This is a genomic window from Mycobacterium sp. ABE4_509 (genome assembly GCF_056160785.1).
In genome coordinates this window covers 20,588-44,212 of the sequence record NZ_JBSWXU010000009.1, presented here as the reverse complement: position 1 = coordinate 44,212, position 23,625 = coordinate 20,588, and the positions used below count along the sequence as shown (strand labels likewise).

Genomic DNA, 23,625 nt, shown 5'->3' with positions numbered 1-23,625 from the left:
TGGGCGTGGTGTCCGCCCATCCCGAAGGAGGCTGTGATGCCCGATCCGCAGATGTTGCTTCGCTTCGAGCAAGGTGAGGGCTTCATCGCCGCCCTCGATCAAAGTGGTGGCAGCACACCCAAGGCGCTCCGTGACTACGGCGTCGACGAGTCGGCCTACTCGTCGGAGGCGCAGATGTTCGACCTGATCCATCAAGCGCGGGCGCGCATCGTGACCAGCCCCGTGTTCACCGGAGAACGGGTGCTCGCAGCGATCCTGTTCGAAGGCACGCTCGACCGCCCGATCGACGGCAAGGACCCCGCCGCCTACCTGTGGGAGGTCAAGGGGATCGTCCCGTTCCTGAAGATCGACAAGGGCCTGGAACCCGAGCGGTCCGGCGTGCAGTTGATGAAACCGATTCCCGGACTCGACGATCTTCTGGCGCGGGCGCGCAACGAGGGAGTGTTCGGCACCAAAGAGCGTTCTGTCATCCATGCCGCCGAACCCGAGGGCATCGCCCAGGCCGTGGCTCAACAGGTCGAGCTCGGGCAACGGGTGCTCGATGCGGGCCTGGTGCCGATCCTGGAACCCGAGGTCAACATCAACACTCCCGACAAGGATCGGGCCGAAGAGATGTTGAAATCGGAACTCATGGCGCGTCTGGCCACGTTCGGAGACGCGAAGGTCGGAGTCAAGATCACGATTCCCACCGTCGACGGCTTCTACGACGATTTGATCGCGCATCCGAATGTGGCTCGGGTGGTGGCGCTGTCGGGCGGATATAGCCGCGACGACGCCAACGATCGGTTGCGCCGTAACCCCGGGCTGATCGCCAGCTTCAGCCGGGCGCTGCTCGACGGGCTCACCGCCGGACAGGACGAAGACGCGTTCAACGACACGCTGAACGCGTCTATCGAGGCCATCTATCGAGCGTCGATCACCTGAGTCGATGGCCGCCGATGACGAGCAGTGGGTCTCCGACCTGCAGTATCGCTGCGTAGTGGCGGGTCTCGGCGTGATGCAGTCGTGGGTTGGGGCCGAACAGGAGCAGGAGGAGGCCCTGATTTCGGCGCTGAACCGTGCAGCCGTTCCCGGTGAGGTCGTCGTCGGGTTGGCGACAGTGTCGCGCCTGCTGACGATCGAGTTGGCTGCAGCAACGGGACGCACCGAACAAGAGGTGCTGCATGCCATCGGCGAAATCACAGCCGGTTTGCAGCATTCCGGCGAACGCCACGGAGGCGCATGACCACATTCCCGTTTACCGCGGTGCTCGGCCAGGAGGAGTTGAAACACTGCTTGGTGCTGTGCGCCGTCGACCCCGGAGTGGCGGGGGTCTTGGCGATCGGCGATCGGGGGACGGCGAAAACCACGACTGTACGAGCGCTGGGGGCGCTGTTGCAGCGTGCTGGGGTGCAACTGCCGGTCGCTGAGCTGCCACTGGGTGCCAGCGAGGACCGTGTGCTCGGTTCGCTCGACATCGACCGTGCGCTGCGCGGCGAGGTGGCCTTTGCACCCGGAATACTCAGCGAAGCGCACCAGGGCTTCCTCTATATCGACGAGGTGAATCTGCTCGACGACTACCTCGTCGACATCCTGCTCGACGTGGCAGCCTCTGGGGTGAACCGAGTGGAGCGCGACGGCATCAGCCACACTCACCCTGCCCGATTTGTCCTTGTGGGCAGCGGCAATCCCGAAGAGGGAGAATTGCGGCCACAATTGGAGGACCGGTTCGGCCTGGCAACGCTGGTACGCACGATCACCGACGTGCAGACCCGGCTTTCGATCGTTCGACGGCGGCTCAGTTTCGAGACCGATCCCGAGGGGTTCGAGCGTGAGTGGCTGGACAGCGAGCATCGTCTGGCCGACCGGCTGCTCGCCGCACGCGAGACTGTGGACAGCGTAGAGATACCCGACGGTGTGCTGGGTCAGATCGTCGACGTTTGTGTGGAGTCCGGTGCCGTGGGTCACCGAGCCGATCTGGTGCTCACCCGGGCGGCACGGGCAGCCGCGGCATTGGGCGGTCGCGAGTTCGTAGCGCATTCCGACGTGGCCGTGGCGGCCATCCCGGCGCTGCGCCACCGTACACCACGCCAACCGGCCGAGAAGCCCACGGCCTCAGCAGCTCGGGTCAAACTCGCCACGGCGCGCGTACTCGGTCTCGCGGGATGACACTGGAGGCATCGATACCTGCCGGTCCGGTCACGGAGGTTGTCGCGCGTTGGCATGCGGGGGACCGGTTCGGCGTCCTATGTACCGGCGATGCCGCGATGGCCGAAGCTGTGTACCGGTCGCTGGCGCCGACTGCCGACCATGCGTTCGGTAACGCCGAATCGGTTGGCGCCGAGGTTATGTCGAGTTTGCGTGGTGAGCGCATCGTCGCGCTAGCGTGGGATCTCTCGGGTGTCGACCCGGCGCTGCTGCGGCGCTGCACAGCGATCCTGAACTGCGGAGACCGATCTGGCTTTCCCCGTAAGGTACTCCGGTCGCCGGCGGACGTCGTCGCCGCAACCGTTCGCGTCTTGGCTGAGGCTGGCGTATCCGATCATGAAATCGATCTCGCAGCATGCCGTTTGGCCTCAGGGCTGCACAACGGTGGGTGCGGTGACCCGCTCTGGGTCCTGCGTACCGTCGTTGCTGAACCCCGGCGACAGGGCCTGCCGGGCAACCGAGCAGATGACGACCCGAGCTCCGCCGATGAGGAGCCGCACGCAGTTGTGGAGTCTGCGGTCGACGGCACCGAAGAGTCCACGCAGTCGGATGGCGCCGAGTATGCCGCGGGTGACCCGGCCGAGGATGCCGGCACCAGCGGGGAGTCGGACCAGGAAGACATCCACGGAGAACCGGACCCGCAATCAGAGCCCTCATCTCATCAGACGTGCGGCCCAGAAGATGATGACACCAACGGTGGCGTGGCGAACAAGGTTCCACAGGGTGGTCCCGATCCCGACTCGCACGACACGGCCTCCGGGGTACTGGTTGCCGAAGCGGGTGGTCTCGAGCAAGGGCTGGGTGTGGCGGCAGACGTCGCCGATGCCCGTGTCGAGCGGGCCCTGGCGGCGAGGCCGTCGCGCCGGGTGCCCGACCCGAGAACGCACATTCGTGGAAGCCGTGGCCCACGCCAGCGCTCGCCGGAATGCGGTCCCATCGTCAGGGTGGTCCCACCGGAGCGTGCCGGTGGCCGTGTCGCGGTGATTCCGACTCTGTACCAAGCCGCGTTGCGAGCTGCGCTGAGTGCAGACAGCGACGTCGAATCCCTTCGAGTCCGTCGCGCCGATCTACGCGGCGCCATCAGGCGCCGGCGCGGTGGTCACCATACGGTGTTCATCGTCGACGGGAGCTCGTCTCTCGGCCGATCCGGTCTGCTCGTTGCCGGGGCCGCGGTCGACCAAGCGGTCGCTGCGATTGCGGCGCGGCGTGGAGTGGTCTCGGCGATCGTGGCGGCCGGGCAGCGCGCACGCGTCGTGGTAAACCGGTCGACCAGTCTGGCACGAACCCGCCACGCACTCGCACAGGCGCCGACGGGGGGCGGCACACCGCTGGCCCATGCGATACGCCTTTCCCTCGACCTGCTCACCGAAGATGAGCTGCCACGAAGACGAGTGCTGTTGCTGACCGATGGCCGACCTACCGTCGGTCTCGGCGGCACTCACCTTCCCGCAGCGGCCGCGGCTGAGGAACTCGGGGAGATACTTGCAGAACTGACCGAATCTGTGCCAGAGGTGTCATTGGTCCTGGTCGGCGCCGGATCCGCAGCGACAATCGCACCGTTTGTCACCGCGGGCGTTCGGATCGCCGGTTCGTAGCCATATTGGGGGGTAGAGGACAGCGGTGGAGAACGGATATTGGGGCGACAAAGAGGTCGCGCGACGGCAGCTGCGGCCTCGAGATAGGAGCGTGCACGGTGGCCGCTGAGGACATCAAGAGTTTGTTCGACCGCTGGAACGAAGCGCTTCGAACACTGGACCCGGATGCGGTGACGCTGCTCTACAGCGCTGACGCAACGTTGTTGCCCACTGTATCGAACAAGATGCGGCGCAATCACGCCGAGATCCGCGACTACTTCGAGATGTTCCTCGAAAACAAACCGCGGGGGGTCGTCAACGAATCCAATGTGCGGGACTTCGGTGATTTGGCGATTCATTCGGGGATCTACACCTTCGAACTGACCACTGATGGCGAAACCAGAACCGTTCCATGCCGCTTCACCTTCGTCTATCGCAATGAAGGCGGTGATTGGAAGATCATCGAGCACCATTCCTCGGCAATGCCGGAGCAACAGCAGGCTGAGCCTGAAGCCGAGGTGACAGCCGTGGGGGAACAGAGAGCTTCCCGTGGGCTACCGGGCAGTGGCAATCGGTGGCACGGTTATTCGTCGGCGTTGGCCGGCGCGCTGCGGCGTAGCTGCCAGCGCGCTCGAAGCCGCGTCATACCGTAGATCGCGCAGAAGCTCAATCCGTTGACCACAGCCATCATCGCCGAGGTTGCGGTGTCGGACAGATAGGCCAGCCAGAAACCCAGCTGCGAGACCACCAGGGCGACAACGATCGTCACCACTGTCATGGCGGCTACCGTCGTAGTCACCAGCATGGCGGTGGCGGCAGGAACGATCACCAGTGCGACCACCAGAACGGCCCCGGCGGCATCGAATGCGACCACCACCGTGATGGCGACGGCGAACATCACACACAGGTCCAGTAGACGGGTTCGCACACCGACCGAGGCGGCGAATTCCGGATCGAACGTGGAGACGACCAGCTTGCGGCTGAGCGAGGCGAAGAAGGCGAAACAGACCAGGCCGGCCAGGCCGATGCGCCAGGCGAGTTCGGGGCCGAGGTCGACCGAGCCGACAATCAGCCGGTTCGTGGCGGCCAGGTTCAGATCTCCGACGAGCACTGAGTGATCAGTGATGCGGGCGGACTGCAGTACGGTCGATAGCATCACCACTCCGAGCGCGAATGCGCCCGGGAAGATCAACCCTTGGGCGGCCTCGGCAGTCACCAAACCCGATCTGCCCAGCAGGCCGGACAACCCGACGACGAGCATTCCGGTGATCGCGGCGCCGACCAGCAGCCAGGTCGAGGCGAAAGTGGCGCCGAACGCCGCGGCGAACACGATACCGGGAAGCACCGAATGTCCCAGTGCGTCGGTCAGCATGGATTGTCTGCGCAGCACCAACACGATCCCCGGTATCGCGCATGCCACGGCGGTGACCGCGGCCAGCACGGCCACGGCCGCGACGAAGCCCATCGACCTACCCGACCTTCGTCGGCATTGCCCCGGCAGTGCGCCGACGGTAGTAGGCGAGGAAGACGTTGCGCTTGGGGGAGAAGAGCAGCGAAGCGGCGAACACGGCACTGAGCACGAGCACGATCACGGGCCCGGTGGGCGCCCGGACCACGATCGAGAGGTAACTGCCCGCGATCGCCGAGAAGGCTCCGATTGCCGCCGACGTCAACACCATCGTCGTCAACGACTGCGACCATTGCCGCGCGGTGGCTGGCGGAATGATGACGAACGCAATCAGCAGAACCAGGCCGACAGCTTTGATCCCCATTACTGTGGCCAACACGATGGCTGCGAACTGCAGGCGTGACAGCCAGACCGCATTGAGTCCGATCGAGACGCAGTAGGTCGAGTCGAACGTCAACAGTGCCAAGGGCCGCCACAGCGCGAAGGTCTGAGCTAAGACAACGGCTGCAACCACGGCGATGGTGACGATGTCCGCGCGGGTCAGCGTGGTGGCGTTGCCGAACATGATGGCATCGATCCCGCCCTTTTCCGGCAACGTCGAGCGCTGGATCCACTGCAGGATGACCAGACCGCCACCGAAGAACAGTGACAGTGTCACGGCCATCGCAGCGTCGGCACCCAGTGCTGTCGTCGCGGTCACCCTGTTGACGAGAAGTACGGCCAGCATGCCGCTGATCAGCGCGCCGACGATGATCGCAGGCATCGATCGGCCGCCGATGCCCAGCGTCAGCGACGTCGCGGCGAACGCGCCGAAGACACCGGCTGCCGAGGCGTGGCCGATGACGTCGGAGAGCAGCGACTGTCGCCGCAGGTACAGAAAGGGGCCGAGCGCTCCGGCGGTGAGCCCGATCAGTGCCGTGCCGATGACGGTTTGCCGGTAGGAGTATTCGAGCAGGAAGTCGAGCGGCGTCATATGACGGGCAAACCGTAGGTGGCGTTCAGGTTGTTCGGGACGAAGGTCTCCGTCACCGGCCCGCAGGCCACGATCGAGGAGTTGATGAATGTGACGTGGCTGCAGATGCATTCCACCGTCGACAGGTCATGGTGGACCAGCATGATCGTTGCCCCACTGCGGGCCAGTTCGGCGAGCACCCTGTCGATGGCCCGGGCGCTGGTGACGTCGACACCCGCATACGGTTCGTCGAGCAGATAGAGGTCAGGTTTCTGAGCCAGCGCACGGGCCAGGAACACCCGCTTGCGCTGGCCACCGGAGAGCTCACCGATCTGGCGGGTGGCCAGATCGGTGAGCCCCACGCTCTCCAACGAGCTTTGGACGACGGACGCCTGGGCCGCCCCGAACCGCTTGAACCAGCCGAGCCGGGGATACACCCCCTGTGCCACGACGTTCTTGACCGATATCGGGAAGTCCCAGTCGACCATGCCGAACTGCGACATGTAGGCGATTCGACTGCGTACCTGATCGACAGGGCGGCCGAAGAACTGGACGTCGCCCCCGCTAGCCGGGACCAGACCCATCGCGGCCTTGATCAGCGTCGACTTTCCTGCGCCGTTGGGGCCCACGATCGCCATGATGGCTCCCTGCGCCACCTCGAAACTGGCGTTGTCGACCGCCAGCCGGTCGCCATATGCCACGGACAGCCCGCGGACTCGGCAGGCGGGTGATTCGGTCATCGGCGAGGGTCAGGAAGCCGGGACCGGCGCCATCGCCTGTGAGATCAGGTCGGTGTTGTGCCCGAACACGCCCAGATAGGTGTTGACCGGGGGAGCTTCACCGAGGGAATCGGCGTAGAGCGGGGCGTCGGATACCTTCACGTCCCAACCCCGGGCCTGCACCGCCTCCTGCAGCGCGTTGATCGCCTGCGGGTTGGCGAGGTTGTCCTGGAAGATCTCGGGCACCTTCTTGTCGGCGATCAGGTCAGCCAGCTCAGCCAGCTCGGGAGCCGAGAGCTCGGCTTCGCTGCTGACGAAGTCGGTGGCGTGCACCTCGATGTCGTAGTCACGCCCGTAGTAGTTGAACGCGTCGTGTCCGGTGATCAGCACACGGTTCTGTACCGGGATGGGCTCGAATGCCGCCTTCGCTTGATCACCGGCGTCACTGATCTTGTCCTTGTAGGCGTCGGCGTTCTGTGTGTAGGTGTCCTTGTGATCGGGATCGAGCTCGCCGAGTTTGTTCGCGATGGCATCGACCACGATCTCCCAGTTGCCCGTCGAGTTCCAGACGTGCGGATCGAACAGCGGCTCGCCGCCGGGGCCCGGCTCCGGCCACGGCAACAGCTTGTCTTCCGGGATCGCTTCTGCCGCGGCGATCTGTCGATCGCCCTGGGCTTCGAGCTGGTCGGTCATCTGGGCTTCCAGATGCAGACCGTTCCACACCACGGCGTCGGCGTCGCCGATCTTTTCGATGTCCTGGGTGGTCGGCTGGTAGGTGTGGGGGTCCCCGCCGGGGCCGACCATCACGGTGAGGTCGGCGTCAGGGGCGATGTTGGTCACCGCGTCACCGAGATAGCCGGTAGTGGCGAAGACGGTGAACGTGTCGTCGGATGCGGGTGCGTCAGCGGGCTGCTCCGTTGTGCACGCTGCGCTGCTCCACACCGTGGCCACCGCGACAGCGGTGACGGCAAGACCGGAACGGAGGAACGAAGGTTTCATATCGGGGGTCTCCTAGTCGCGTGCTGCTCCGCAGAGTTCGGTAGTGGCAGCAAGTCGGCATCGTCCGCCGAACCGCGCCCGAATATAACATGATAATCATTGTCATTAAGGTGGTACGTCGGTAGCATGTGCCCATCGGGATGTCGGATCGCGAAGCTGCAACAGGTGATCCATTCCAAGCGCATCGCATTTTGAACATCTGAACCATGCGGCGACTCTGGTGGAATTGAATTGGGCGACTGGCTGATCCGCAATGCGCGGCTTGTCAACGAAGGACTCTGCACGGAGGGCGATCTCCGGGTGCGCGGTGAGCGCATCGAGTCAATCGGGCCGCATCTGCCCGGCAGAGCGGGCGATCGCGTGGTCGATGCGGCAGGGGCCTGGCTACTGCCGGGCCTGATCGATGATCAGGTGCATTTCCGTGAGCCCGGGCTGGAATACAAAGCGACGATCGCCACCGAATCGCGGGCCGCGGTCGCCGGAGGCATCACCAGTTTCATGGAGATGCCCAACACAAGTCCACCCACGGTGACACTCGAGGCGGTCGCCGACAAGTACGCGCGGGCGGCGCGCGATTCGCTGGCCAACTTTGCCTTCTACCTCGGTGCGACCAACGACAACATCGAGGTGATACGTCGATTCACCCACCAAGAAGGCTGCGGCATCAAGATTTTCATGGGTGCGTCCACCGGCAACATGTTGGTCGATGACCCGGCCACGTTGGACGCGATCTTTCGCGACGCTTGCACGCTGATCATCACGCATTGTGAGGACACGCCCACGGTGCAGGCTAACCTCGCCACCGAGAAGGCTCGCTTCGGGGATGCGCTGGACGCGACCCGGCATCCGTACATCCGAAGTGCCGAGGCGTGCTTGAAGTCCACCAGGCTCGCCATCGACCTCGCCCGCCGCCACGATGCCCGCCTGCACGTGCTGCACATCTCGACTGCCGACGAGCTGGATCTGTTCGAGTCTGCTGTGGCGCTTCCGGATAAGCGCATCACCGCCGAAACCTGCGTTCACTTCCTGCATTTCGATGCCGAGGACTATCCGCGACTCGGCAACCTGATCAAGTGCAACCCAGCGGTGAAGTTCCCGCACGATCGCCGTGCGCTGGTCGCCGCGCTCGCTGACGGCCGACTCGACGTGTTGGCCACCGACCATGCACCGCACACCCGCGCAGAAAAGGACCGACCCTACCTGGATGCGCCGGCGGGTCTGCCGCTGGTGCAGCACTTCCTGCAGGTTGCCCTGGAGCGGGTGCTCGACGGCGAGTTGTCGATCGAGACCCTGGTCGAACGCGCGTGCCATGCGCCCGCGGTGCTCTTCGGCCTGGCTGAGCGAGGCTACCTGCGCGAAGGTGCGTACGCCGATCTGGTGCTGGTAGATCCGCGCAGGCCGCAGCGCATCGAGCGCAACCTGCTGCTGTCCAAGTGCCGGTGGTCGCCGTTCGAAGGTGAAACTATGCGCAGCACAATAGTGTCCACCTGGGTCAACGGCCATCGAGCCTGGCACGAAGGTGAGCTCGACGACTCCGTGCGGGGGCAGCGGTTGGCGATAGCACGCGGCCGTTGATAGCCGGTAGCTACCGCGTCGCAGACATGCCGGCTCCCGAAATGGCTCCGTTGGTTTCCAGCCGAGCCTGGCGTCTTGTCAGGCCAGAGCAACCAGTCCTGCCTCGGCGACCTGCTGGTCCTGCTCGCCCGAGCCACCGCTGACTCCCAGGCCGCCGACGGTGATCCCGTCCTTCTCGAGCGGGACGCCACCGGCGAAGATCACCACCCTGCCTCGGTTCGTTGCGTCGATCCCATGGAACTGCTGGCCCGGCTGAGCATTCTCAGCAAGGTCTTTGGTCTGGATTTCGAAGGCCCGCGATGTCCAAGCCTTGTTGATCGAGATGTCTACGCTGCCGATCCAGGCGCCGTCCTGGCGGACGTGGGCGATGAGGTTGCCGCCGGCGTCGACTACGGCGATGTTCATCGGCTGGCCGATCTGGTCGGCGCGCTTCTCTGCGGCGGCGATGATCATCCTGGCCTCGTTCAGGGTCAGAGTGTTCATGTGAGTCCTTTCGGTGAGTGGGACGCAACGTGTCGGGCTCGGCGTGATCAGGGTTGTTACGCGCGCTCGTTCAGCCCTGGCGTCCCTTGAACCGCGGGTTGAGCTTGTTGATGACGTAGACCCTGCCCTTGCGCTTCACCACCTGCGACCCTGGTTGGTTCTTCAAAGACTTGATTGATGCTCGGACCTTCACGCGACCGCCCTTCTTAATGAGAATCGTTATCAGTAAGATCCTACTGGTATCACGCGGATGCGATGAAGAGCAGAGGAGGGAGTGGCTACTGGTGGACACCATGGACATCGTCGCAGTGGTCGGGGCCCGCGCCCGTGAGCGCCGGCGTCACGCCGAATGGGTGGCCGACTCGTCCGAGCTGAGGTTGGTCACCGCGACCGACCTCAGGGATGGTGATCCGATCGGCCAGGTATCCGACCTGCTCCGTTGGTGCTCCGCAGCAGGCATGGTGGTGGAGTTTCCCACCGTTATCGATGTCATGGACGTCATCGGCTCGACGGCGGCAACCAGCTCTGGCGGCCGCCTGGCCGGCATCGTGTGCGTCGTCGACGCCGTCCACTTACTCGAAGACCTCGACCGCGACGACTACGTGGCGACGCCCCCGCCGGCCAGCACCGAGATGACCGCGGCTGCACTGCTCTTGGCACGCCAGATCGAGTATGCGTCGGCGGTCGCGCTGGTCAACTGGGAATCGCTGTCGACCGCGAGTCTGTCGACCTTGATGGCGCTGATCAGTTACCTCGGTCCGCGTGCACAAGTCAGACTGCATAGCGATGATGTCGCGACACTGCCGGCGCAGGCGGGCTATACGACTGCGCAGGACCGCCCCGGATGGGTTCAGCTTCTCAACGGCGACTTCGATCCCAGAATGAGCGATGCACGAGTAAGCGCGTTGCGTTACGAGCATCTGCGCCCATTGCACCCCGGTCGGGCAGAGCTACTGCTGGACGTGATCGGTTCTGGGCGGTTCGGCGAGGTGATTCGATCAGTCGGATTCTGTCGGTTGGCAAGCCGCCCCAACGTGGTAGCCCAATGGGATCATGTCGGCCAGATGATGTCTCTGACTCCCCTCGCAGTTGACGGGTACGGACCCGCTGACGGCGAACTCCTCTCGATCGGACAGGAATTGGGTTTCATCGGACTGGACTTGGACGCAGAGGGCCTGCGCGCAGCGCTGGATCGCGCCGCGTTGACTGACACCGAGTTCGCCGCGGGGCCACAGACTTGGGTTGGATTCGCTGATCGGTTTCCGCAGTGGCAGATCGCGTCGGGGCTCACCGACTGAGTCGCGAGCCGATCCGCGGCATTAGCGGTCCAAGGGGTCGGCAGAGTCGATAACGGTTGCGCTCGTCGATCCCATAGTCGCAGTCCAATGTTGCAGCGTGGCATCGGGTTCTGAGTTCACAGCCCCATCGCAGATCACGGTGAGCAAGGCGCGGGAGGCTGCGCCCAACCCTACAGAAGCACCACGCGCAGCGCGGATCAGCGCGGCTCGCGCCTGATCTTCCGGGCACCGCTCGAGCGCCATATATGCGCCGATCGCCATGTCGATCTCAGTCCGTGACATGTGGTGACCGTGTCCTTGGCCTCGTCGCGTGGTGCTCACCGGTGGTGAATGCGCAGAGCTGTGGCGGGCGGCGGACTCCATTGCCAGACCTCCTGTCGACAAGTCGGTGTACATGCACCGCTCATCGAGCACGGTACCGAACCCGGACCTAAATGAAAACGATTATCAATAATGACTCGGTTTTCGAGCTAGGCTGTCACTGCTCGACCTCGTCGGTGTCGCGCTGATGGTTGCGGCGGCTGTCCACGCAACGCGAGAGCATCCGCAGTCCGCTGAACAGCTTCAGCAGCAGGACTGCCGCAGTTGCAACGCACAGTCCGCACGCCACATTCAGCACCGAGATGCCCAAAGGCTCGTTCGATAGTCCATCGACCAGTGCGAGCGTCAGACTTGCCACCGCGCCTACGACTGCCAGTACCCCCGCAGCGCACCACAGGAGCGCCCCAGCGGCGATGAAGGCCGGTCTGTGGCGATCGGTCATCGCATCGGCGGCGGTGGCCAGTGTTCCCAGAGCCAGGAGCGCGGCGGCAAAGATAATGAGGGCGGTCATGGCGACGATGAACTCAGGTTCTGGCCACCGACGCCGATAGCCGCCGCCTGATGCTGTCTTGTTCGGCGTGCACGCTGCGCTCCTCACTGAGCCTGCACAATTGGACGGGCCCAGTCACCTAGTAATGAAAGTCAGTGCCAATAGTACGAGCTGTGCAGGTATCCGGAAGGCCGACGAACCGAAACGCGGGTCGGTACCTCGGCTCAGGGGTTCGCCGCGGTCTGCTTGCTGGCTTCGGCGACGGCGTCGTGGGCGTGCAGGCTTTCCAGGTGTGAGACGCGGATGTGGAAATCGGCGATGTCGTCGTCGGTGTCCAGCGCGGTCTGGATGCGGCGCGCGGCGTCTTCGCAGAACATCAGGTTGGCGCCGTTGAGCAGTGCGAAGGCTTGTTCGTCTTCGCGTTTGACCGCGGTCTGCACCGGGGTGGCCAGTGCGGCTTCGATGCGGTCGATGAGGTCGATGACCGGGAGGTCCTGGAAGGAGGGCCGTAGCCGGGTGCGGACCTGGGCGAGGCTGCGCTGCGAATGTGGTGTTGCGCAGATTCCGCGTTCGCTGCCCAGCCAGGTGTGTACCGCGGTGTGGTCGAGCGCCTGGTCGGCGGGGAAGTCGCGGGCGAATGCTTCTTGGATCTCCTGGCGGGCCAACGCGGCCGAGGCTGGGCAGGTGGAGGAGTAGACCACTTCGACGCCGAGTTCGACGGTGAAGTGCCCGCGGTCGAGGACGCCTTCGACGGTGACGGGGTAGTCGCGCCAGCCGCTGTTGGCGCTGCGTAGTGCTGGGCGGCGCAGCATTAACGGAAAATGTGTGTGCAGTCGTGCGCGGTCGGACAGATCGGTGTGGGAGTCGAGGAAGTCACGTAGCAGGTTGCGCAGCGAGCGTTGTGACAGCGGTGCGTTCGACAGTGTCCGGTCGACGTGCAGATACAGCCGTGACATGTGGATTCCGCGGACTTCGGGGCGGGTGAGGTTGACTGCCGCGCGGACCCGGGCCGGCACGGTGAGGTCCTCGGCTGTACCGGCGAGCCGTAGCGGCATCGCGATCTCGTCCATGCCGACCCAATCGAGTGGGCCGACGGCCCCCGGTTCAGCCTGGGTGGCGACGTCAGGCATCGCCCGCACACCGTGCACAGTCATCGCTATCAGTTTCCTTCGAGTGGTCGCGGATCGCTTCCCCCGCATTCCCCTCTCGATTCAAGCACGCGAAGCAAATCGGTTGGAGGGCGGACGGCATGCCAGGTGACATCTACCTATGCGCATGTCAAACTGGATCATTCTGCGCAGCAGTCGCATTCATGCGTGCAAGCAGTTTCCTGGCCGATGGCGGGGGCGCAGCACGCATCGCCCTTCCAGGCGTTGAGGCCCTCCCGCACTGCGATCCCGGCGATGACGAGCGCGGCCAGGGGATCGGCCCACGACCAACCGAACAGGCTGTTCATGATCAGCCCGACCAGCAGGACTGCCGACAGGTAGGTGCACAACAACGTCTGCTTGGAGTCGGCCACCGCGCTCGACGATCCGAGTTCGCGCCCTGCGCGGCGCTGGGCCCAGGACAGTACCGGCATGATCACCAGGCTGGCGGCGGCCAGGGCGATTCCGATCGAGGTATGGCGGGCGTCCTCGCCCACTCCGGCCAGTGACCGGACCGCGTCGATCCCCACATACAACGCCAGCGCAAAGAACGAGAAGGCAATGATCTTCAATGCGACCTTCTCGCGGCGTTCCGGGTCGCGTCCGGCGAACTGCCAGGCAACCGCTGCGGCTGACGACACCTCGATGACCGAGTCGAGACCGAATCCGATCAGTGCTGTCGAGGAGACGCGGGTGCCCTCACTGATGGCGATCACCGCCTCGATAACGTTGTAGCTGATCGTTGCGGCCACGAACCAGCGGATCCGGCGCTGCAACAGCTGGCGTCGTTGCGGGTTCGGAACACGACGGCCGACAGCGGGGAGTCCGAGCTCGAAATCCATCAGCAGCACCCCTTTTCGGAGTCTTCGCCACAGCATGTCGGGTCGACCGCCACGACCAGGCCGAGTAGGTCCCCGAGCGCGTGGGCGATGCGGGGGTCGGTCAGTTCATATCGGGTGCGGCGGCCTTCGGGGACCGCCACGACCAATCCGCATCCACGAAGGCAGGCCAGGTGGTTGGACAACGTCTGCCGCGATACGCCGATTGCTTCGGCAAGCTCTGAGGGGTACGCCGGTCCAACCCGCAGCTGGAGCAACACCTGCGTGCGCGTCGAGTCGGAGAGCGCATACCCGAATCGGGTCAGCGCGTCACGAGCGGTGGCGACCGTTTCCACGCCACGGATAGTACATGAATTCCTGAATACAGGAAAATATGTACGCCTGGTGCGGTGGTGGCTTGGGCAACCGAGTCAGTCCGAGGGTAGGCCGTTGTCGGCGATCTCGCGGACGACCGCGCAGTGTAAGTCGCACGCGAGCCGCAACGCCGCCTCGTCGATCTCGAATCGTGGCGAGTGGTGGGATTCGGTGAGTCCTTGTGCCTCGTTCTGGCTCCCGACAAGTGCGAAGCACCCGGGCAGTTCGGTCAGGATCTCCCCGAAATCCTCTCCGGCCATCGTCTGATAGTCGTCGAGCACCCGGTCGAAGCCCCGCACCCGTCCCGTTGCCGCGGACTCGGCCAGCTCGGCGATGCGGTCATCGTTGACGGTCGGTGGCGGCGATACCCGCCAATCGACCTCGATGCGCGTGCCCGTCGCCGCGGCGATGCCGGCCGCGATGGCCTTCACCTGGTGCTCTGCGTCTTCGAGGACCTGCCTGGAAAAGCCTCGACAGGTGCCGCTCAGCTCGACCATGCCGGGAATGACGTTGAACGCGTCGCCGCCGTGGATGCTGCCGATCGTCACGACCACCGGATCGACCGGTGCGATAGCGCGACTTGCGACGGTCTGCAGTGCGGTGATGAGGTGTGCCGCGGCGACCACTGGGTCCTTGGTGCGGTGCGGCATCGCTCCGTGGCCGCCGTGACCGATCACCCGGATGCCGAGCTCGACAACGCCGGCCATGATGCCGCCGCGGGTGAGTGCGACGGTGCCGAGCGGCAGCTCGTTCCAGACATGGATTCCGAATGCGACATCGACCCCGTCGAGCGCGCCTTCGTCGATACATGCACGCGCCCCGTCGCCGCCCTCCTCCGCCGGCTGGAACAGCAGTCGGACCCGGACATCCTCGGGCGGGGATTCGGCCAGCAAGCGGCCCGCGACCGCGAGCGAGGCCATGTGCGCATCGTGGCCGCACGCATGCATTCGCCCGGCGTGTGTCGACGCGTAGGGCAGGCCGGTCTCCTCCTGGATCGGCAGGCCGTCCATGTCGGCGCGCAGGAGCACCGTCTTCGACGCTTTTTCGGGCCCGATGTCGGCGATGAAACCGGTCTTGGCGATCTGTCGGCACGTCGCGAAGCGGCCGACGTAGCCCATCACGGTCCGGCTCGTTTCGTGCTCCTGATGACCCAGTTCCGGGATCTGGTGCAGTGCTCGACGCAACTCCACGAGATCGCTGACCGTGTCTGCCATTCCACCTCCACTCGCTTGACCACCGGGCCGAACGGCTCAGTGGTGGTATCCGACCGTGCCACTGAGGTCCCGCGCGCCTGAGGAAATTCCGCCGACCTGCTCACCGGGCCCGCCGGGGCGCCGGTCACCGGATCGAACAGCTACCGGCTGACCTGTGGGGGTACCCGGAGTAGCCGGGTTCAACGCTTGTCGGTGACGATTGTGATCTCTGCGCGGCGAGCGGCCGGTAGGCGAATGCTACGCGATCGTCCCGGTGCCCAGTGCCTGCAGACCCGCTTGGGCGACCTGCTGGTGCTGCTCGTCTCACCCCGAGGCCGGCGATGATTCTCCGGTCGGATCGGTCTGGCGTAGGACGAAACAGTTGTCGTCGAAGAAGAACATCCCGGTGACCACGACTCCATGCACACCGTTCTCCAGCTAGGGCAGGGTCATCTGCGCGAGCTTGTAGGTCCCCACCGCGGGGATGGGTGAAGACGTAGGCGACTCTCATCGCCCCGGCACTCCTTTGCTCCAAGGTTGTTGGTCCCACGGCTGGTCGAGCGGTTCCATCTCCCCACCGAACGGGAAAAACGCCCGCTGTGCGTAGGTTTCCCTGCCGAGTCCGTGGCCCAGCTCGTCGATGAACGCGCGCTTGAGCGGATTGGTGAACAATTGGCGGGTGTAACGCAGTGTCAGCGGAGGGCGTTTGACGAGCTCGCGAGCCAGCTCCCAGGCGCGTTCCAGCACTTGATCCTTGGGAAGCACCTCGTTGACCACCCCCCACTCCTTGGCTTCCTGGGCGCCGAGCTTCTTGCCTGTGAGCAGGAAGTAGCGGGCCCTGGTGTGGCCGGCCAGAAAGCTCCAGATGACGTGCTGGCCGTCGCCGGGCACCTGCCCTCGCGGGAAATGCGACGCATCCTGGAAGTAGGTGTCGTCGCTGGCCAACACGATATCGCCGAGTAGCGGAATCTCGGAGTGCATGTTGCACGGACCGTTCACGGCGCTGATCATCGGTACATCGACATCAAGCACATTGAAGATGCAATGACGTGCGTACCAGGCCTTTTCGTCGAGCTTCGCCAGCCCGCGCTGACCGGGCATGGCCTGATAGACGGGTTCCTCGACCGGCTCACCGTTGGGAAGCAGGCCCCAGTTGGCGTTGTAGTTCTCGGCGGTGCCGGTGTGGATGAGCACCTTGATCTCGCGGTCGCCGGCGATGTCGGCGAATGCGTCGGTCATGTCGTCGTGGGCTTTCCAGTCCCAAACCAGGCTGCCGCCGTCAGTGTGACACTGCATGAGCAGAATGCCGTCCTCGGCGAGCTCGAACTTGTAGTTCGGGTAACGGTTCTCGTACTCGCTGAACCGGGTTCGTCGGGCCACGCCCGCCCCCCTTACGGATCGATACTTCTCGGAGCCTCCCACGCCGGGCTTACGCGAAAACGCGGGCGGCTGTTACGCTATTGAAAATCATTATCAATAGCAAGCAGGCCGACCGGAACAGGAATTCATGATCAGGACCCACAACCTCGGATACCCTCGAATCGGTGAGAAGCGTGAACTCAAACGCGCTACCGAAGCATTCTGGAAGGGGCAGCTCACCCAAGCTGAGCTGGCCGAGGTGGGCGCTGAGATCCGCCGGACCAACTGGCGCAAACAGCAGGACGCCGGAATCGATCTGATCCCGGTCAACGACTTCTCTTTCTACGACCAGACCCTGGATATGAGTTGCCTGCTCGGCAACGTCGCGCCGCGCGAGCCGGCCCGGAACGCGAAGGGTGGCTGCGTGAACAAGGTTGATGCGGGCACCGATCAACTGCTCGTTCTGCAGGCCTAGGCCAGACCTCCATGGCAACTTTCGGCTCGTGGGCAACTCCCATTACCTCTGAACTGGTGGTTCGGTCAGCCGCCGGACTGGGCGGCGTGAGCCTGCACGGCGGCGCTGTCGTCTGGTCCGAGCAACGCCCGGAGGAGGGGGGACGCACCCAGCTCGTGCAGCGCACGCCCGATGGGCGGGTAATGGATCTGTTGCCCGAGAAAGCCAATGCGCGCACGGCGGTGCATGAATACGGTGGGGGTGCCTGGTGGGTTGCGGGGCAGACCGTGTGGTTCGCTGATTGGTTGGACCAGCGTCTCTACACCGTGACTGGCAACTCGGAACCTGTGCCGGTGACCCCCGAGCCGGAGATTGCGCGTGGCGACCGCTGGGCCGACGGATGTGTCTGCGCAGGCGGGCGCTGGGCGCTGGTGGTGCGCGAACATCATCGCGCCGGAGGTCGTCCCGCCGAGGCCGAGAACGAGATCGTGGTGGTCGATGCCAGCGGCGAGTTCACCCCGCGGGTGCTGGTGACGGGGCCCGACTTCGTCTCAGATCCACGCCTGTCACAAGACGGTCGACGGTTGTGCTGGCTTCAGTGGTCGCATCCCGATATGCCGTGGGACGGGACCGAGCTGTGCGTTGCCGATGTGCAGATCACCGACAGCGGCCCGGCCTTGGCGGTCCGTCGGGTCGTGGCCGGCAGACCGGAGGCCGCGCCCGGCGGCGCAGGGGGCGGAGAGTCGGTGAGCGCTCCGCGGTGGGCTGAGGACGGTTCGCTGTGGTTCGTCTCCGACCGGTCTGACTGGTGGAACCTCTACCGGTGGGACCCGGATACCGGCCGGGTCGAGGACATGGTGACGATGAATGCCGAGATCGGCGTTCCGCAATGGGTATTCGGCCAGTCCCGCTACGCCTTCCTGTCAGGCGGGCGCACCGTTTTTGCCTTCTCGTCGAAGGGGATCGACCATCTGGCAGTCCGTCTCGCTGACGGGTGCGTGGTCGACCTCGACCTGCCGTACACATCTTTCGGCGCGGTGCAGGCCGAGGGGGACCAGGTTGTCTTCGTCGGTGGGTCAGCTGCCGCAGAGCCCGCCGTGGTTTCCATCTTCGTTGATGACTTCGGTGCGCTCACCGCAACCGAGACGTTGCGGCCGCCGCGTGAGCTCGGCCTTGCTCAGAGTTGGTTCTCGGTACCTGAACCCATTTCGTTCCCGTCGAGCGACGGGCGCACCGCCCACGCCCTGTTTTATCCACCCACCAACCCGCAGGTCAGCGCCGGGAACGGTGAGCTGCCGCCGCTTCTCGTCCTGATCCACGGCGGCCCCACCAGTTCGGCACGGCCTGTCCTTCAGCTCAGCACGCAGTACTGGACGAGCCGGGGCTTCGCTGTGGTCGATGTCAACTACGGAGGTTCGACCGGATATGGCCGCGCCTATCGCAACCAGCTACGGAACCAGTGGGGTGTCGTCGACCTCGATGACTGCGAGGCTGCAGCACGCTGGCTGGGGGAGCAGGGACGTGCAGATCCCGCCAAGTTGGGTATCCGCGGCGGCTCCGCCGGTGGCTACACAACCCTCGCGGCGCTGGCCTTCCGGGATACTTTCGCTGTCGGTGCAAGCCATTTCGGTGTTGCGGACCTCGAAGCTCTGGCCACCGAGACCCACAAGTTCGAGAGCCGCTATCTCGATGGCCTTGTCGGGCCTTACCCGGCCCGCAGAGATCTCTATATCGAGCGGTCACCGATACACCACCTCGACGGGTTCGACCGCCCGCTGATCGTCCTGCAGGGACTCGAGGACGAGATCGTGCCACCCAACCAGGCTGACATGATCGTCAACGCGCTTCGTGAGAAGGGCGTTCCGGTATCCTATGTGGCGTTCGAGGGTGAACAGCACGGGTTCCGCCAGGCAGCTAACATACGCCGGGCACTCGATGCCGAACTGTCCTTCTACTCACAGGTTTTCGGCTTCTCCCTACCCGCGGACGAGCATATCGAGCGGGTAGACGTGGTCAATCTATAGACGGCGCAGTATTGGTGCAGACCGCCGCGCGCTTGAGGTTCAGCACCTGATCAGTCGTCGCCTGGAGTCTGCTTGCTGGCTTCGGCGACGGCGTCGTGGGCGTGCAGGCTTTCCAGGTGTGAGACGCGGATGTGGAAATCGGCGATGTCGTCGTCGGTGTCCAGCGCGGTCTGGATGCGGCGCGCGGCGTCTTCGCAGAACATCAGGTTGGCGCCGTTGAGCAGTGCGAAGGCTTGTTCGTCTTCGCGTTTGACCGCGGTCTGCACCGGGGTGGCCAGTGCGGCTTCGATGCGGTCGATGAGGTCGACGACCGGGAAATCCTGGAACGAGGGTCGTATCCGGGTGCGGACCTGTGCGAGGCTGCGCTGCGAATGTGGTGTTGCGCAGATTCCGCGTTCACTGCCCAGCCAGGTGTGTACCGCGGTGTGGTCGAGCGCCTGGTCGGCGGGAAAGTCGCGGGCGAATGCTTCTTGGATCTCCTGGCGGGCCAACGCGGCCGAACACGGGCAGGTGGAAGAGTAGACCACCTCGACGCCGAGTTCGACGGTGAAGTGCCCGCGGTCGAGGACGCCTTCGACGGTGACGGGGTATTCGCGCCAGCCGCTGTTGGCGCTGCGTAGTGCTGGGCGGCGCAGCATCACCGGGAACCGTGCGTGCAGCAGCGCGCGGTCGGACAGATCGGTGTGGGAGTCGAGGAAGTCACGTAGCAGGTTGCGCAGCGAGCGTTGGGACAGTGGTGCGGCTGACAGTGTCCGGTCGACGTGGAGGTACAGCCGTGACATGTGGATTCCGCGGACTTCGGGGCGGGTGAGGTTGACTGCCGCGCGGACCCGGGCCGGCACGGTGAAGTCCTCGGTCGTACTGGCCAGCCGTAGCGGCATCGCGATCTCGTCCATGCCGACCCAATCGAGCGGGCCGACGGCCCCCGGTTCAGCCTGGGTGGCGACGTCAGGCATCGCCCGCACACCGTGCACAGTCATCGGCCTAGTCCCTTGCGAGTATGCGGCGGGTTCCTCGCCCGGTTGCCCGGGCATTTGCCCCAATGCAATTCAAGCATGTGTCGGGGAATGCGTGTTTCCCACGGGCGAGAGCTTCCTCCTATCCACTTGTTCGCATGTGACATTGGCATCTGCACGACTGCAGCTCCGTTCGTCATATGCTCAGTTGCCGGAGTCGCTGCAATCTCCGCATTCCTTCGGCGGCCACCTTCTGCGAGGCTGGGCGTAATGCGAGTTCGAGCCTGTCCCGTACTTGGTCGGGGTCGAGGCCCGTGCCAATCGCGACGAGGTGGCTGGACCGCGGACCCTTGGGTGCGGTGGCCACATGCACCGAGGTACCCACGAGGTTTACGAGGTAGTGTCGCTTGCCCACGGCCACGGTGCCCTTCATCCGGTAGACCCCGGCGGGAGGCTGGTCGAGCAGATCGACGAGCGCTCCAGGATCGACGGTGCCCTCGCTGACCACGGTTACCGATTCGGCATGCAGGTGATCATGATCGTGATGATGGTCGTGGCTATCGTCGAGAAGCAGCTCTCGGAAGGACAGCTGCCCCGTCTCGGCGCCGGCTTCGGTGACGTCATACAGCAGCCGTGGGTCTACCCGACCGGCCGCCGCGCCGACGACGTGGGCGTCCGAATTGAGCTCCCGAACGCGGGCTTCAATCTGACGAAAGACCTCATCACGCGAGCCCACGGTGACTCGGTCCAGCTTGTTGATCACGACAAGCGAGGCCGCACTGTAGCGCGCAGGCGGAGCGGTGACCGTGTCCACTGTGCGGAAGTGCTCTACCGCGTCGATGACGTCAATGACCCCGCCGTGGCGTACCCGTGCCACTCCGCTAAACCGGATCATTCGCGAGACGGCCATAGGTTCGGCCACACCACTGGCCTCGATAATGATCGCGTCGAGCGCCAGTTTGGGGTCGACCAGCTTCTCCAGCGCCTTGTCGAGCGCACCGTCGTCGGGGAGGTGGCAGATGCAGCCCCCTGCGATGGAAACCGGCTCGTCGATCTGACCGGTGATCAAACCGGCGTCGACGTTCAGCTCGCCGAAGTCGTTGATGACCACTCCGATCCGCGCCCCGGGTGCCCGCAGAACGTGGTTCAACAGCGTCGTCTTCCCTGCACCCAGGTGGCCAGTAAGCGCGATGACCGGAACGGCGGGTGCGTTGCATTCAGCCATGCGGGCACTGTCCTTTCATTGCGGTCGCTGCGGACGGTCGGTTTGCGTGGGTGGTCTTCTCCGAACATCGCTGACGCGTCCGGGTCGACTTACATCTCCTGGGCTCTCGGCGCTCATCGAGAACGGGTATCAGTCTTTTCCCGAGCTCTCATGTTGACTCGGCAGCGATCGCGTAGTCGCGCCCGTGACGTAAGCCGCGCTCAGGTTCGTTGACCGCCAGGGCTCGCCGGCTACTCGGCCGGGAATTGTCTGATCCGCGAGCCGCTGCCACGGCAGCGATCCACCGAACTTGTCCCGTCACGACAGGCTCCGATCCGACAACTGCGTCCGATGACCGTCGCGATCTTACTGGAAACGATGTTCATTAACAACCAGGGTTGCTGCATCGGCAAACCGGCCGGGCGCGCCCCGCGGCCTTCCCTCACGGTCGACGGCCTAAGCGTCGCGCGCTACCGGGTCGGGGCCGCTCGATTAGCGGCCGATGTGGCACAAAGAGTTCCGATGCGGCCTGTCCCCTTCGTGCGGTGCGAGATCTAGGGTTCGGAGCAGGACGATAGACCCGCAGGTCGAGATCTTCGAAGCCATGGCCGGCAGGCGATTCAGTTCGCGGTTCGTCCGGCCGCGGCGATTCGAAAGGATATGGCTGTGACCACCACGAGCGATGAACGGATGCGAACGAACTGAGCGGTTCGGTCGGGCACCACCACCACTAGGCGAGTCGGTGCGACGATGGTGGGGTGACCCGAGCTGACACCCTGATCACCGCGTCAGAGCTGGCGCGCCACCTCGCCGACGGCCGACCGGTGAACGTCCTCGACGTCCGTTGGGAACTGACACAACCCGACGGGCGCGAGGCGTTCTCCCGCGGCCACATACCCGGCGCGGTGTACGTCTCGCTGGAGGACGAACTGTCCGACCACACGCTGCCTGACCGGGGTCGCCACCCGTTGCCGAGCGGCGACGCGGTCCAACAGGCAGCACGCCGTTGGGGATTGCGCCGCGGTGTCCCTACCGTCGTCTACGACGACTGGAACCGGGCCGGCTCGGCTCGCGCCTGGTGGGTGCTGAACGCGGCCGGGATCGGCGACGTCCGAATTCTCGACGGCGGTCTGGCCGCTTGGATCGCGGTCGACGGTGAACTCGAAACCGGTTCTACTGCAGCATCTCCTGGTGATGTCAGGGTCACCTATCGCGATCTGTACCGCGGGGCGCTTCCTACGCTGACCGCTGCCGAGGTGGCGGTCTTCGGCGGCGTGCTGCTGGATGCGCGTGCGCCGGAGAGGTTCCGTGGCGACCGGGAGCCCGTCGACCCCGTCGCCGGACGTATCCCTGGCGCGCGGAACGCGCCGAGCACTGAATTACTCACCGCCGAAGGCGGTTTCCGCCCTGACGGCGAACTGCGCGCTTTCTTCGCCGAGCATGGTGTCGGTGCAGCAGCCGAGGGGGTCGGCGCCTACTGCGGCTCGGGTGTCACCGCGGCCGTCACGATCGCGGCGCTGCGGGCAGCCGGGGTGGATGCGTCCTTGTTTCCGGGCTCGTGGTCGCAGTGGTGCGCAGATCCCGCAAGGCCGGTGGCGACGGGGCCGTGACGCGTCAGTTCATCCTGCTGGATTTCGCGAGGTTGAGGTCCGCGCGCAGTCTCATGGGTAGGTTCGCGTTGTCCCAGGTGCCCGCTGCGATCCACTCGCACACCGTGTCTGCGTCGGCGCTGTCGCGCACCGGGCCGACCCACTGCACCGACGACACCGGAGCCCGATCCTTCGTGCAGGGTTGGACGACCAGCATCACTTCGTGATCGGAAGTTCTTGCCGCGCAAGTGACAGTCCCCAACATGCAACGTGTCACGACGAGGACGCCGTGTGGGCAACTGCGGACCACTTTCCGCAGTTTCGGCAGGACGATGTCGATGAGCTCGGAATCGCAGGCCGTGCAGACCGCCACGGTGAATGGGCTTTGGGTGTATCGGCTTCGGGCTTTCAACGCCGGTCTCCTCGTCAGGCTCCACGCGTCAATGCGGTTATCGGTAATGGTTTTCATTAACTGCCGATCACGCTACAGTGCCCCGAG

General features: G+C 64.8%; 25 protein-coding genes. 10 read left to right on the top strand and 15 right to left on the bottom strand.

What is annotated here, in order from left to right:
* Positions 1-36: 36 nt before the first annotated feature.
* The 5 genes from ACXAID_RS03640 (at position 37) to ACXAID_RS03620 (ending at position 4,414) form a co-directional block, all read left to right on the top strand.
* A complete protein-coding gene (locus tag ACXAID_RS03640; protein WP_475020817.1) occupies positions 37-924 on the top strand; it encodes a fructose bisphosphate aldolase in 888 nt (295 codons plus the stop codon).
* 4 nt (positions 925-928) lie between these two features.
* Positions 929-1,225, top strand: coding sequence for a hypothetical protein (locus ACXAID_RS03635; RefSeq protein ID WP_475020816.1), 297 nt, complete (start codon positions 929-931; stop codon positions 1,223-1,225).
* On the top strand, positions 1,222-2,148 hold the full coding sequence (locus tag ACXAID_RS03630; RefSeq protein WP_475020815.1) for a magnesium chelatase ATPase subunit I: 927 nt from the start codon (positions 1,222-1,224) through the stop codon (positions 2,146-2,148). The genes ACXAID_RS03635 and ACXAID_RS03630 overlap by 4 nt, the downstream gene beginning before the upstream one ends.
* A 98-nt stretch (positions 2,149-2,246) precedes the next feature.
* The gene (locus ACXAID_RS03625; protein ID WP_475020814.1) at positions 2,247-3,782 is read left to right on the top strand and encodes a VWA domain-containing protein; all 1,536 of its coding nucleotides are present in this window, start codon (positions 2,247-2,249) and stop codon (positions 3,780-3,782) included.
* A gap of 98 nt (positions 3,783-3,880) precedes the next feature.
* Positions 3,881-4,414, top strand: coding sequence for an SgcJ/EcaC family oxidoreductase (locus tag ACXAID_RS03620; protein ID WP_475020813.1), 534 nt, complete (start codon positions 3,881-3,883; stop codon positions 4,412-4,414).
* Here ACXAID_RS03620 and ACXAID_RS03615 read toward each other — a convergent pair.
* From ACXAID_RS03615 to ACXAID_RS03600, 4 genes are read right to left on the bottom strand one after another with little or no spacing between them, the layout of a single operon-like run.
* Positions 4,345-5,226 (bottom strand): metal ABC transporter permease, encoded by an 882-nt coding sequence (locus tag ACXAID_RS03615; protein ID WP_475020812.1) that lies wholly within the window; start codon positions 5,224-5,226, stop codon positions 4,345-4,347. The two genes, ACXAID_RS03620 and ACXAID_RS03615, sit on opposite strands and share 70 nt — an antisense overlap.
* A 4-nt stretch (positions 5,227-5,230) precedes the next feature.
* Positions 5,231-6,142, bottom strand: a complete 912-nt coding sequence (locus ACXAID_RS03610; protein WP_475020811.1) for a metal ABC transporter permease — start codon at positions 6,140-6,142, stop codon at positions 5,231-5,233.
* The gene (locus ACXAID_RS03605; protein WP_475020810.1) at positions 6,139-6,861 is read right to left on the bottom strand and encodes a metal ABC transporter ATP-binding protein; all 723 of its coding nucleotides are present in this window, start codon (positions 6,859-6,861) and stop codon (positions 6,139-6,141) included. Before ACXAID_RS03605 ends, ACXAID_RS03610 begins: the two co-directional genes overlap by 4 nt.
* 9 nt (positions 6,862-6,870) lie before the next feature.
* Positions 6,871-7,839 (bottom strand): metal ABC transporter solute-binding protein, Zn/Mn family, encoded by a 969-nt coding sequence (locus tag ACXAID_RS03600; RefSeq protein ID WP_475020809.1) that lies wholly within the window; start codon positions 7,837-7,839, stop codon positions 6,871-6,873.
* Positions 7,840-8,070: 231 nt separating this feature from the next.
* Between ACXAID_RS03600 and ACXAID_RS03595 the strand changes: the two genes are divergently transcribed.
* The gene (locus ACXAID_RS03595; protein WP_475020808.1) at positions 8,071-9,414 is read left to right on the top strand and encodes a dihydroorotase; all 1,344 of its coding nucleotides are present in this window, start codon (positions 8,071-8,073) and stop codon (positions 9,412-9,414) included.
* Positions 9,415-9,492: 78 nt separating this feature from the next.
* Here ACXAID_RS03595 and ACXAID_RS03590 read toward each other — a convergent pair whose 3' ends face one another.
* Both ACXAID_RS03590 and ykgO read right to left on the bottom strand, forming a co-directional pair.
* Complete coding sequence (locus ACXAID_RS03590) at positions 9,493-9,897, bottom strand: GlcG/HbpS family heme-binding protein (RefSeq protein WP_475020807.1); 405 nt, start codon at positions 9,895-9,897, stop codon at positions 9,493-9,495.
* Between the two features lie 70 nt (positions 9,898-9,967).
* Positions 9,968-10,090 (bottom strand): type B 50S ribosomal protein L36, encoded by a 123-nt coding sequence (gene ykgO / locus ACXAID_RS03585; protein WP_026256513.1) that lies wholly within the window; start codon positions 10,088-10,090, stop codon positions 9,968-9,970.
* Between the two features lie 100 nt (positions 10,091-10,190).
* On the opposite strand from ykgO, the gene ACXAID_RS03580 reads away from it, so the two are divergent.
* Positions 10,191-11,195 carry a GTP-binding protein gene (locus tag ACXAID_RS03580; RefSeq protein ID WP_475020848.1) on the top strand — a complete coding sequence of 335 codons (1,005 nt, stop codon included), beginning with the start codon at positions 10,191-10,193 and terminating at the stop codon, positions 11,193-11,195.
* Positions 11,196-11,673: 478 nt separating this feature from the next.
* Here the strand turns inward: ACXAID_RS03580 and ACXAID_RS03575 are convergent, their stop codons facing one another.
* The 6 genes from ACXAID_RS03575 to ACXAID_RS03550 form a co-directional block, all read right to left on the bottom strand.
* The gene (locus ACXAID_RS03575; RefSeq protein WP_475020806.1) at positions 11,674-12,027 is read right to left on the bottom strand and encodes a hypothetical protein; all 354 of its coding nucleotides are present in this window, start codon (positions 12,025-12,027) and stop codon (positions 11,674-11,676) included.
* A 203-nt stretch (positions 12,028-12,230) separates the two neighbouring features.
* Entirely contained in the window at positions 12,231-13,160 is a 930-nt protein-coding gene (folE2, locus tag ACXAID_RS03570) for a GTP cyclohydrolase FolE2 (RefSeq protein WP_475020805.1), read from the bottom strand.
* Between the two features lie 134 nt (positions 13,161-13,294).
* Positions 13,295-13,996 (bottom strand): cation diffusion facilitator family transporter, encoded by a 702-nt coding sequence (locus ACXAID_RS03565; RefSeq protein ID WP_475020804.1) that lies wholly within the window; start codon positions 13,994-13,996, stop codon positions 13,295-13,297.
* Positions 13,996-14,328: an ArsR/SmtB family transcription factor gene (locus ACXAID_RS03560; protein WP_475020803.1), complete on the bottom strand. Its 333-nt coding sequence runs from the start codon at positions 14,326-14,328 to the stop codon at positions 13,996-13,998. The genes ACXAID_RS03565 and ACXAID_RS03560 overlap by 1 nt, the downstream gene beginning before the upstream one ends.
* A gap of 75 nt (positions 14,329-14,403) precedes the next feature.
* Positions 14,404-15,561: a M20 metallopeptidase family protein gene (locus ACXAID_RS03555; protein ID WP_475020802.1), complete on the bottom strand. Its 1,158-nt coding sequence runs from the start codon at positions 15,559-15,561 to the stop codon at positions 14,404-14,406.
* Positions 15,562-16,047: 486 nt separating this feature from the next.
* Entirely contained in the window at positions 16,048-16,920 is an 873-nt protein-coding gene (locus ACXAID_RS03550) for an enoyl-CoA hydratase/isomerase family protein (RefSeq protein WP_475020801.1), read from the bottom strand.
* A gap of 127 nt (positions 16,921-17,047) precedes the next feature.
* On the opposite strand from ACXAID_RS03550, the gene ACXAID_RS03545 reads away from it, so the two are divergent.
* Together ACXAID_RS03545 and ACXAID_RS03540 are read left to right on the top strand one after the other, a co-directional pair.
* The gene (locus tag ACXAID_RS03545; RefSeq protein ID WP_475020800.1) at positions 17,048-17,374 is read left to right on the top strand and encodes a hypothetical protein; all 327 of its coding nucleotides are present in this window, start codon (positions 17,048-17,050) and stop codon (positions 17,372-17,374) included.
* Between the two features lie 86 nt (positions 17,375-17,460).
* Entirely contained in the window at positions 17,461-19,377 is a 1,917-nt protein-coding gene (locus ACXAID_RS03540) for a S9 family peptidase (protein ID WP_475020799.1), read from the top strand.
* 50 nt (positions 19,378-19,427) lie between these two features.
* Here the strand turns inward: ACXAID_RS03540 and folE2 (ACXAID_RS03535) are convergent, their stop codons facing one another.
* Positions 19,428-20,357, bottom strand: a complete 930-nt coding sequence (gene folE2 / locus ACXAID_RS03535; protein WP_475020798.1) for a GTP cyclohydrolase FolE2 — start codon at positions 20,355-20,357, stop codon at positions 19,428-19,430.
* A gap of 172 nt (positions 20,358-20,529) precedes the next feature.
* Entirely contained in the window at positions 20,530-21,558 is a 1,029-nt protein-coding gene (locus ACXAID_RS03530; protein ID WP_475020797.1) for a CobW family GTP-binding protein, read from the bottom strand.
* 737 nt (positions 21,559-22,295) lie between these two features.
* Here ACXAID_RS03530 and ACXAID_RS03525 point away from each other — a divergent pair.
* A complete protein-coding gene (locus tag ACXAID_RS03525; RefSeq protein ID WP_475020796.1) occupies positions 22,296-23,147 on the top strand; it encodes a sulfurtransferase in 852 nt (283 codons plus the stop codon).
* Positions 23,148-23,151: 4 nt separating this feature from the next.
* On the opposite strand, the gene ACXAID_RS03520 is transcribed toward ACXAID_RS03525, so the two are convergent.
* Positions 23,152-23,595, bottom strand: a complete 444-nt coding sequence (locus ACXAID_RS03520) for a hypothetical protein (protein ID WP_475020795.1) — start codon at positions 23,593-23,595, stop codon at positions 23,152-23,154.
* Positions 23,596-23,625: the final 30 nt, after the last annotated feature.

What these genes read in the sequence shown, in the direction of transcription:
- ACXAID_RS03640 (WP_475020817.1), top strand. Translation starts at nt 37, where the DNA reads ATGCCCGATCCGCAGATGTTGCTTCGCTTCGAGCAAGGTGAGGGCTTC.
- ACXAID_RS03635 (WP_475020816.1), top strand. Translation starts at nt 929, where the DNA reads ATGGCCGCCGATGACGAGCAGTGGGTCTCCGACCTGCAGTATCGCTGC.
- ACXAID_RS03630 (WP_475020815.1), top strand. Translation starts at nt 1,222, where the DNA reads ATGACCACATTCCCGTTTACCGCGGTGCTCGGCCAGGAGGAGTTGAAA.
- ACXAID_RS03625 (WP_475020814.1), top strand. Translation starts at nt 2,247, where the DNA reads ATGGCCGAAGCTGTGTACCGGTCGCTGGCGCCGACTGCCGACCATGCG.
- ACXAID_RS03615 (WP_475020812.1), bottom strand. Translation starts at nt 5,226, where the DNA reads ATGGGCTTCGTCGCGGCCGTGGCCGTGCTGGCCGCGGTCACCGCCGTG.
- ACXAID_RS03610 (WP_475020811.1), bottom strand. Translation starts at nt 6,142, where the DNA reads ATGACGCCGCTCGACTTCCTGCTCGAATACTCCTACCGGCAAACCGTC.
- ACXAID_RS03605 (WP_475020810.1), bottom strand. Translation starts at nt 6,861, where the DNA reads ATGACCGAATCACCCGCCTGCCGAGTCCGCGGGCTGTCCGTGGCATAT.
- ACXAID_RS03600 (WP_475020809.1), bottom strand. Translation starts at nt 7,839, where the DNA reads ATGAAACCTTCGTTCCTCCGTTCCGGTCTTGCCGTCACCGCTGTCGCG.
- ACXAID_RS03590 (WP_475020807.1), bottom strand. Translation starts at nt 9,897, where the DNA reads ATGAACACTCTGACCCTGAACGAGGCCAGGATGATCATCGCCGCCGCA.
- ACXAID_RS03580 (WP_475020848.1), top strand. Translation starts at nt 10,191, where the DNA reads ATGGACATCGTCGCAGTGGTCGGGGCCCGCGCCCGTGAGCGCCGGCGT.
- ACXAID_RS03575 (WP_475020806.1), bottom strand. Translation starts at nt 12,027, where the DNA reads ATGACCGCCCTCATTATCTTTGCCGCCGCGCTCCTGGCTCTGGGAACA.
- folE2 (WP_475020805.1), bottom strand. Translation starts at nt 13,160, where the DNA reads ATGACTGTGCACGGTGTGCGGGCGATGCCTGACGTCGCCACCCAGGCT.
- ACXAID_RS03565 (WP_475020804.1), bottom strand. Translation starts at nt 13,996, where the DNA reads ATGGATTTCGAGCTCGGACTCCCCGCTGTCGGCCGTCGTGTTCCGAAC.
- ACXAID_RS03555 (WP_475020802.1), bottom strand. Translation starts at nt 15,561, where the DNA reads ATGGCAGACACGGTCAGCGATCTCGTGGAGTTGCGTCGAGCACTGCAC.
- ACXAID_RS03545 (WP_475020800.1), top strand. Translation starts at nt 17,048, where the DNA reads ATGATCAGGACCCACAACCTCGGATACCCTCGAATCGGTGAGAAGCGT.
- folE2 (WP_475020798.1), bottom strand. Translation starts at nt 20,357, where the DNA reads ATGACTGTGCACGGTGTGCGGGCGATGCCTGACGTCGCCACCCAGGCT.
- ACXAID_RS03530 (WP_475020797.1), bottom strand. Translation starts at nt 21,558, where the DNA reads ATGGCTGAATGCAACGCACCCGCCGTTCCGGTCATCGCGCTTACTGGC.
- ACXAID_RS03520 (WP_475020795.1), bottom strand. Translation starts at nt 23,595, where the DNA reads ATGAAAACCATTACCGATAACCGCATTGACGCGTGGAGCCTGACGAGG.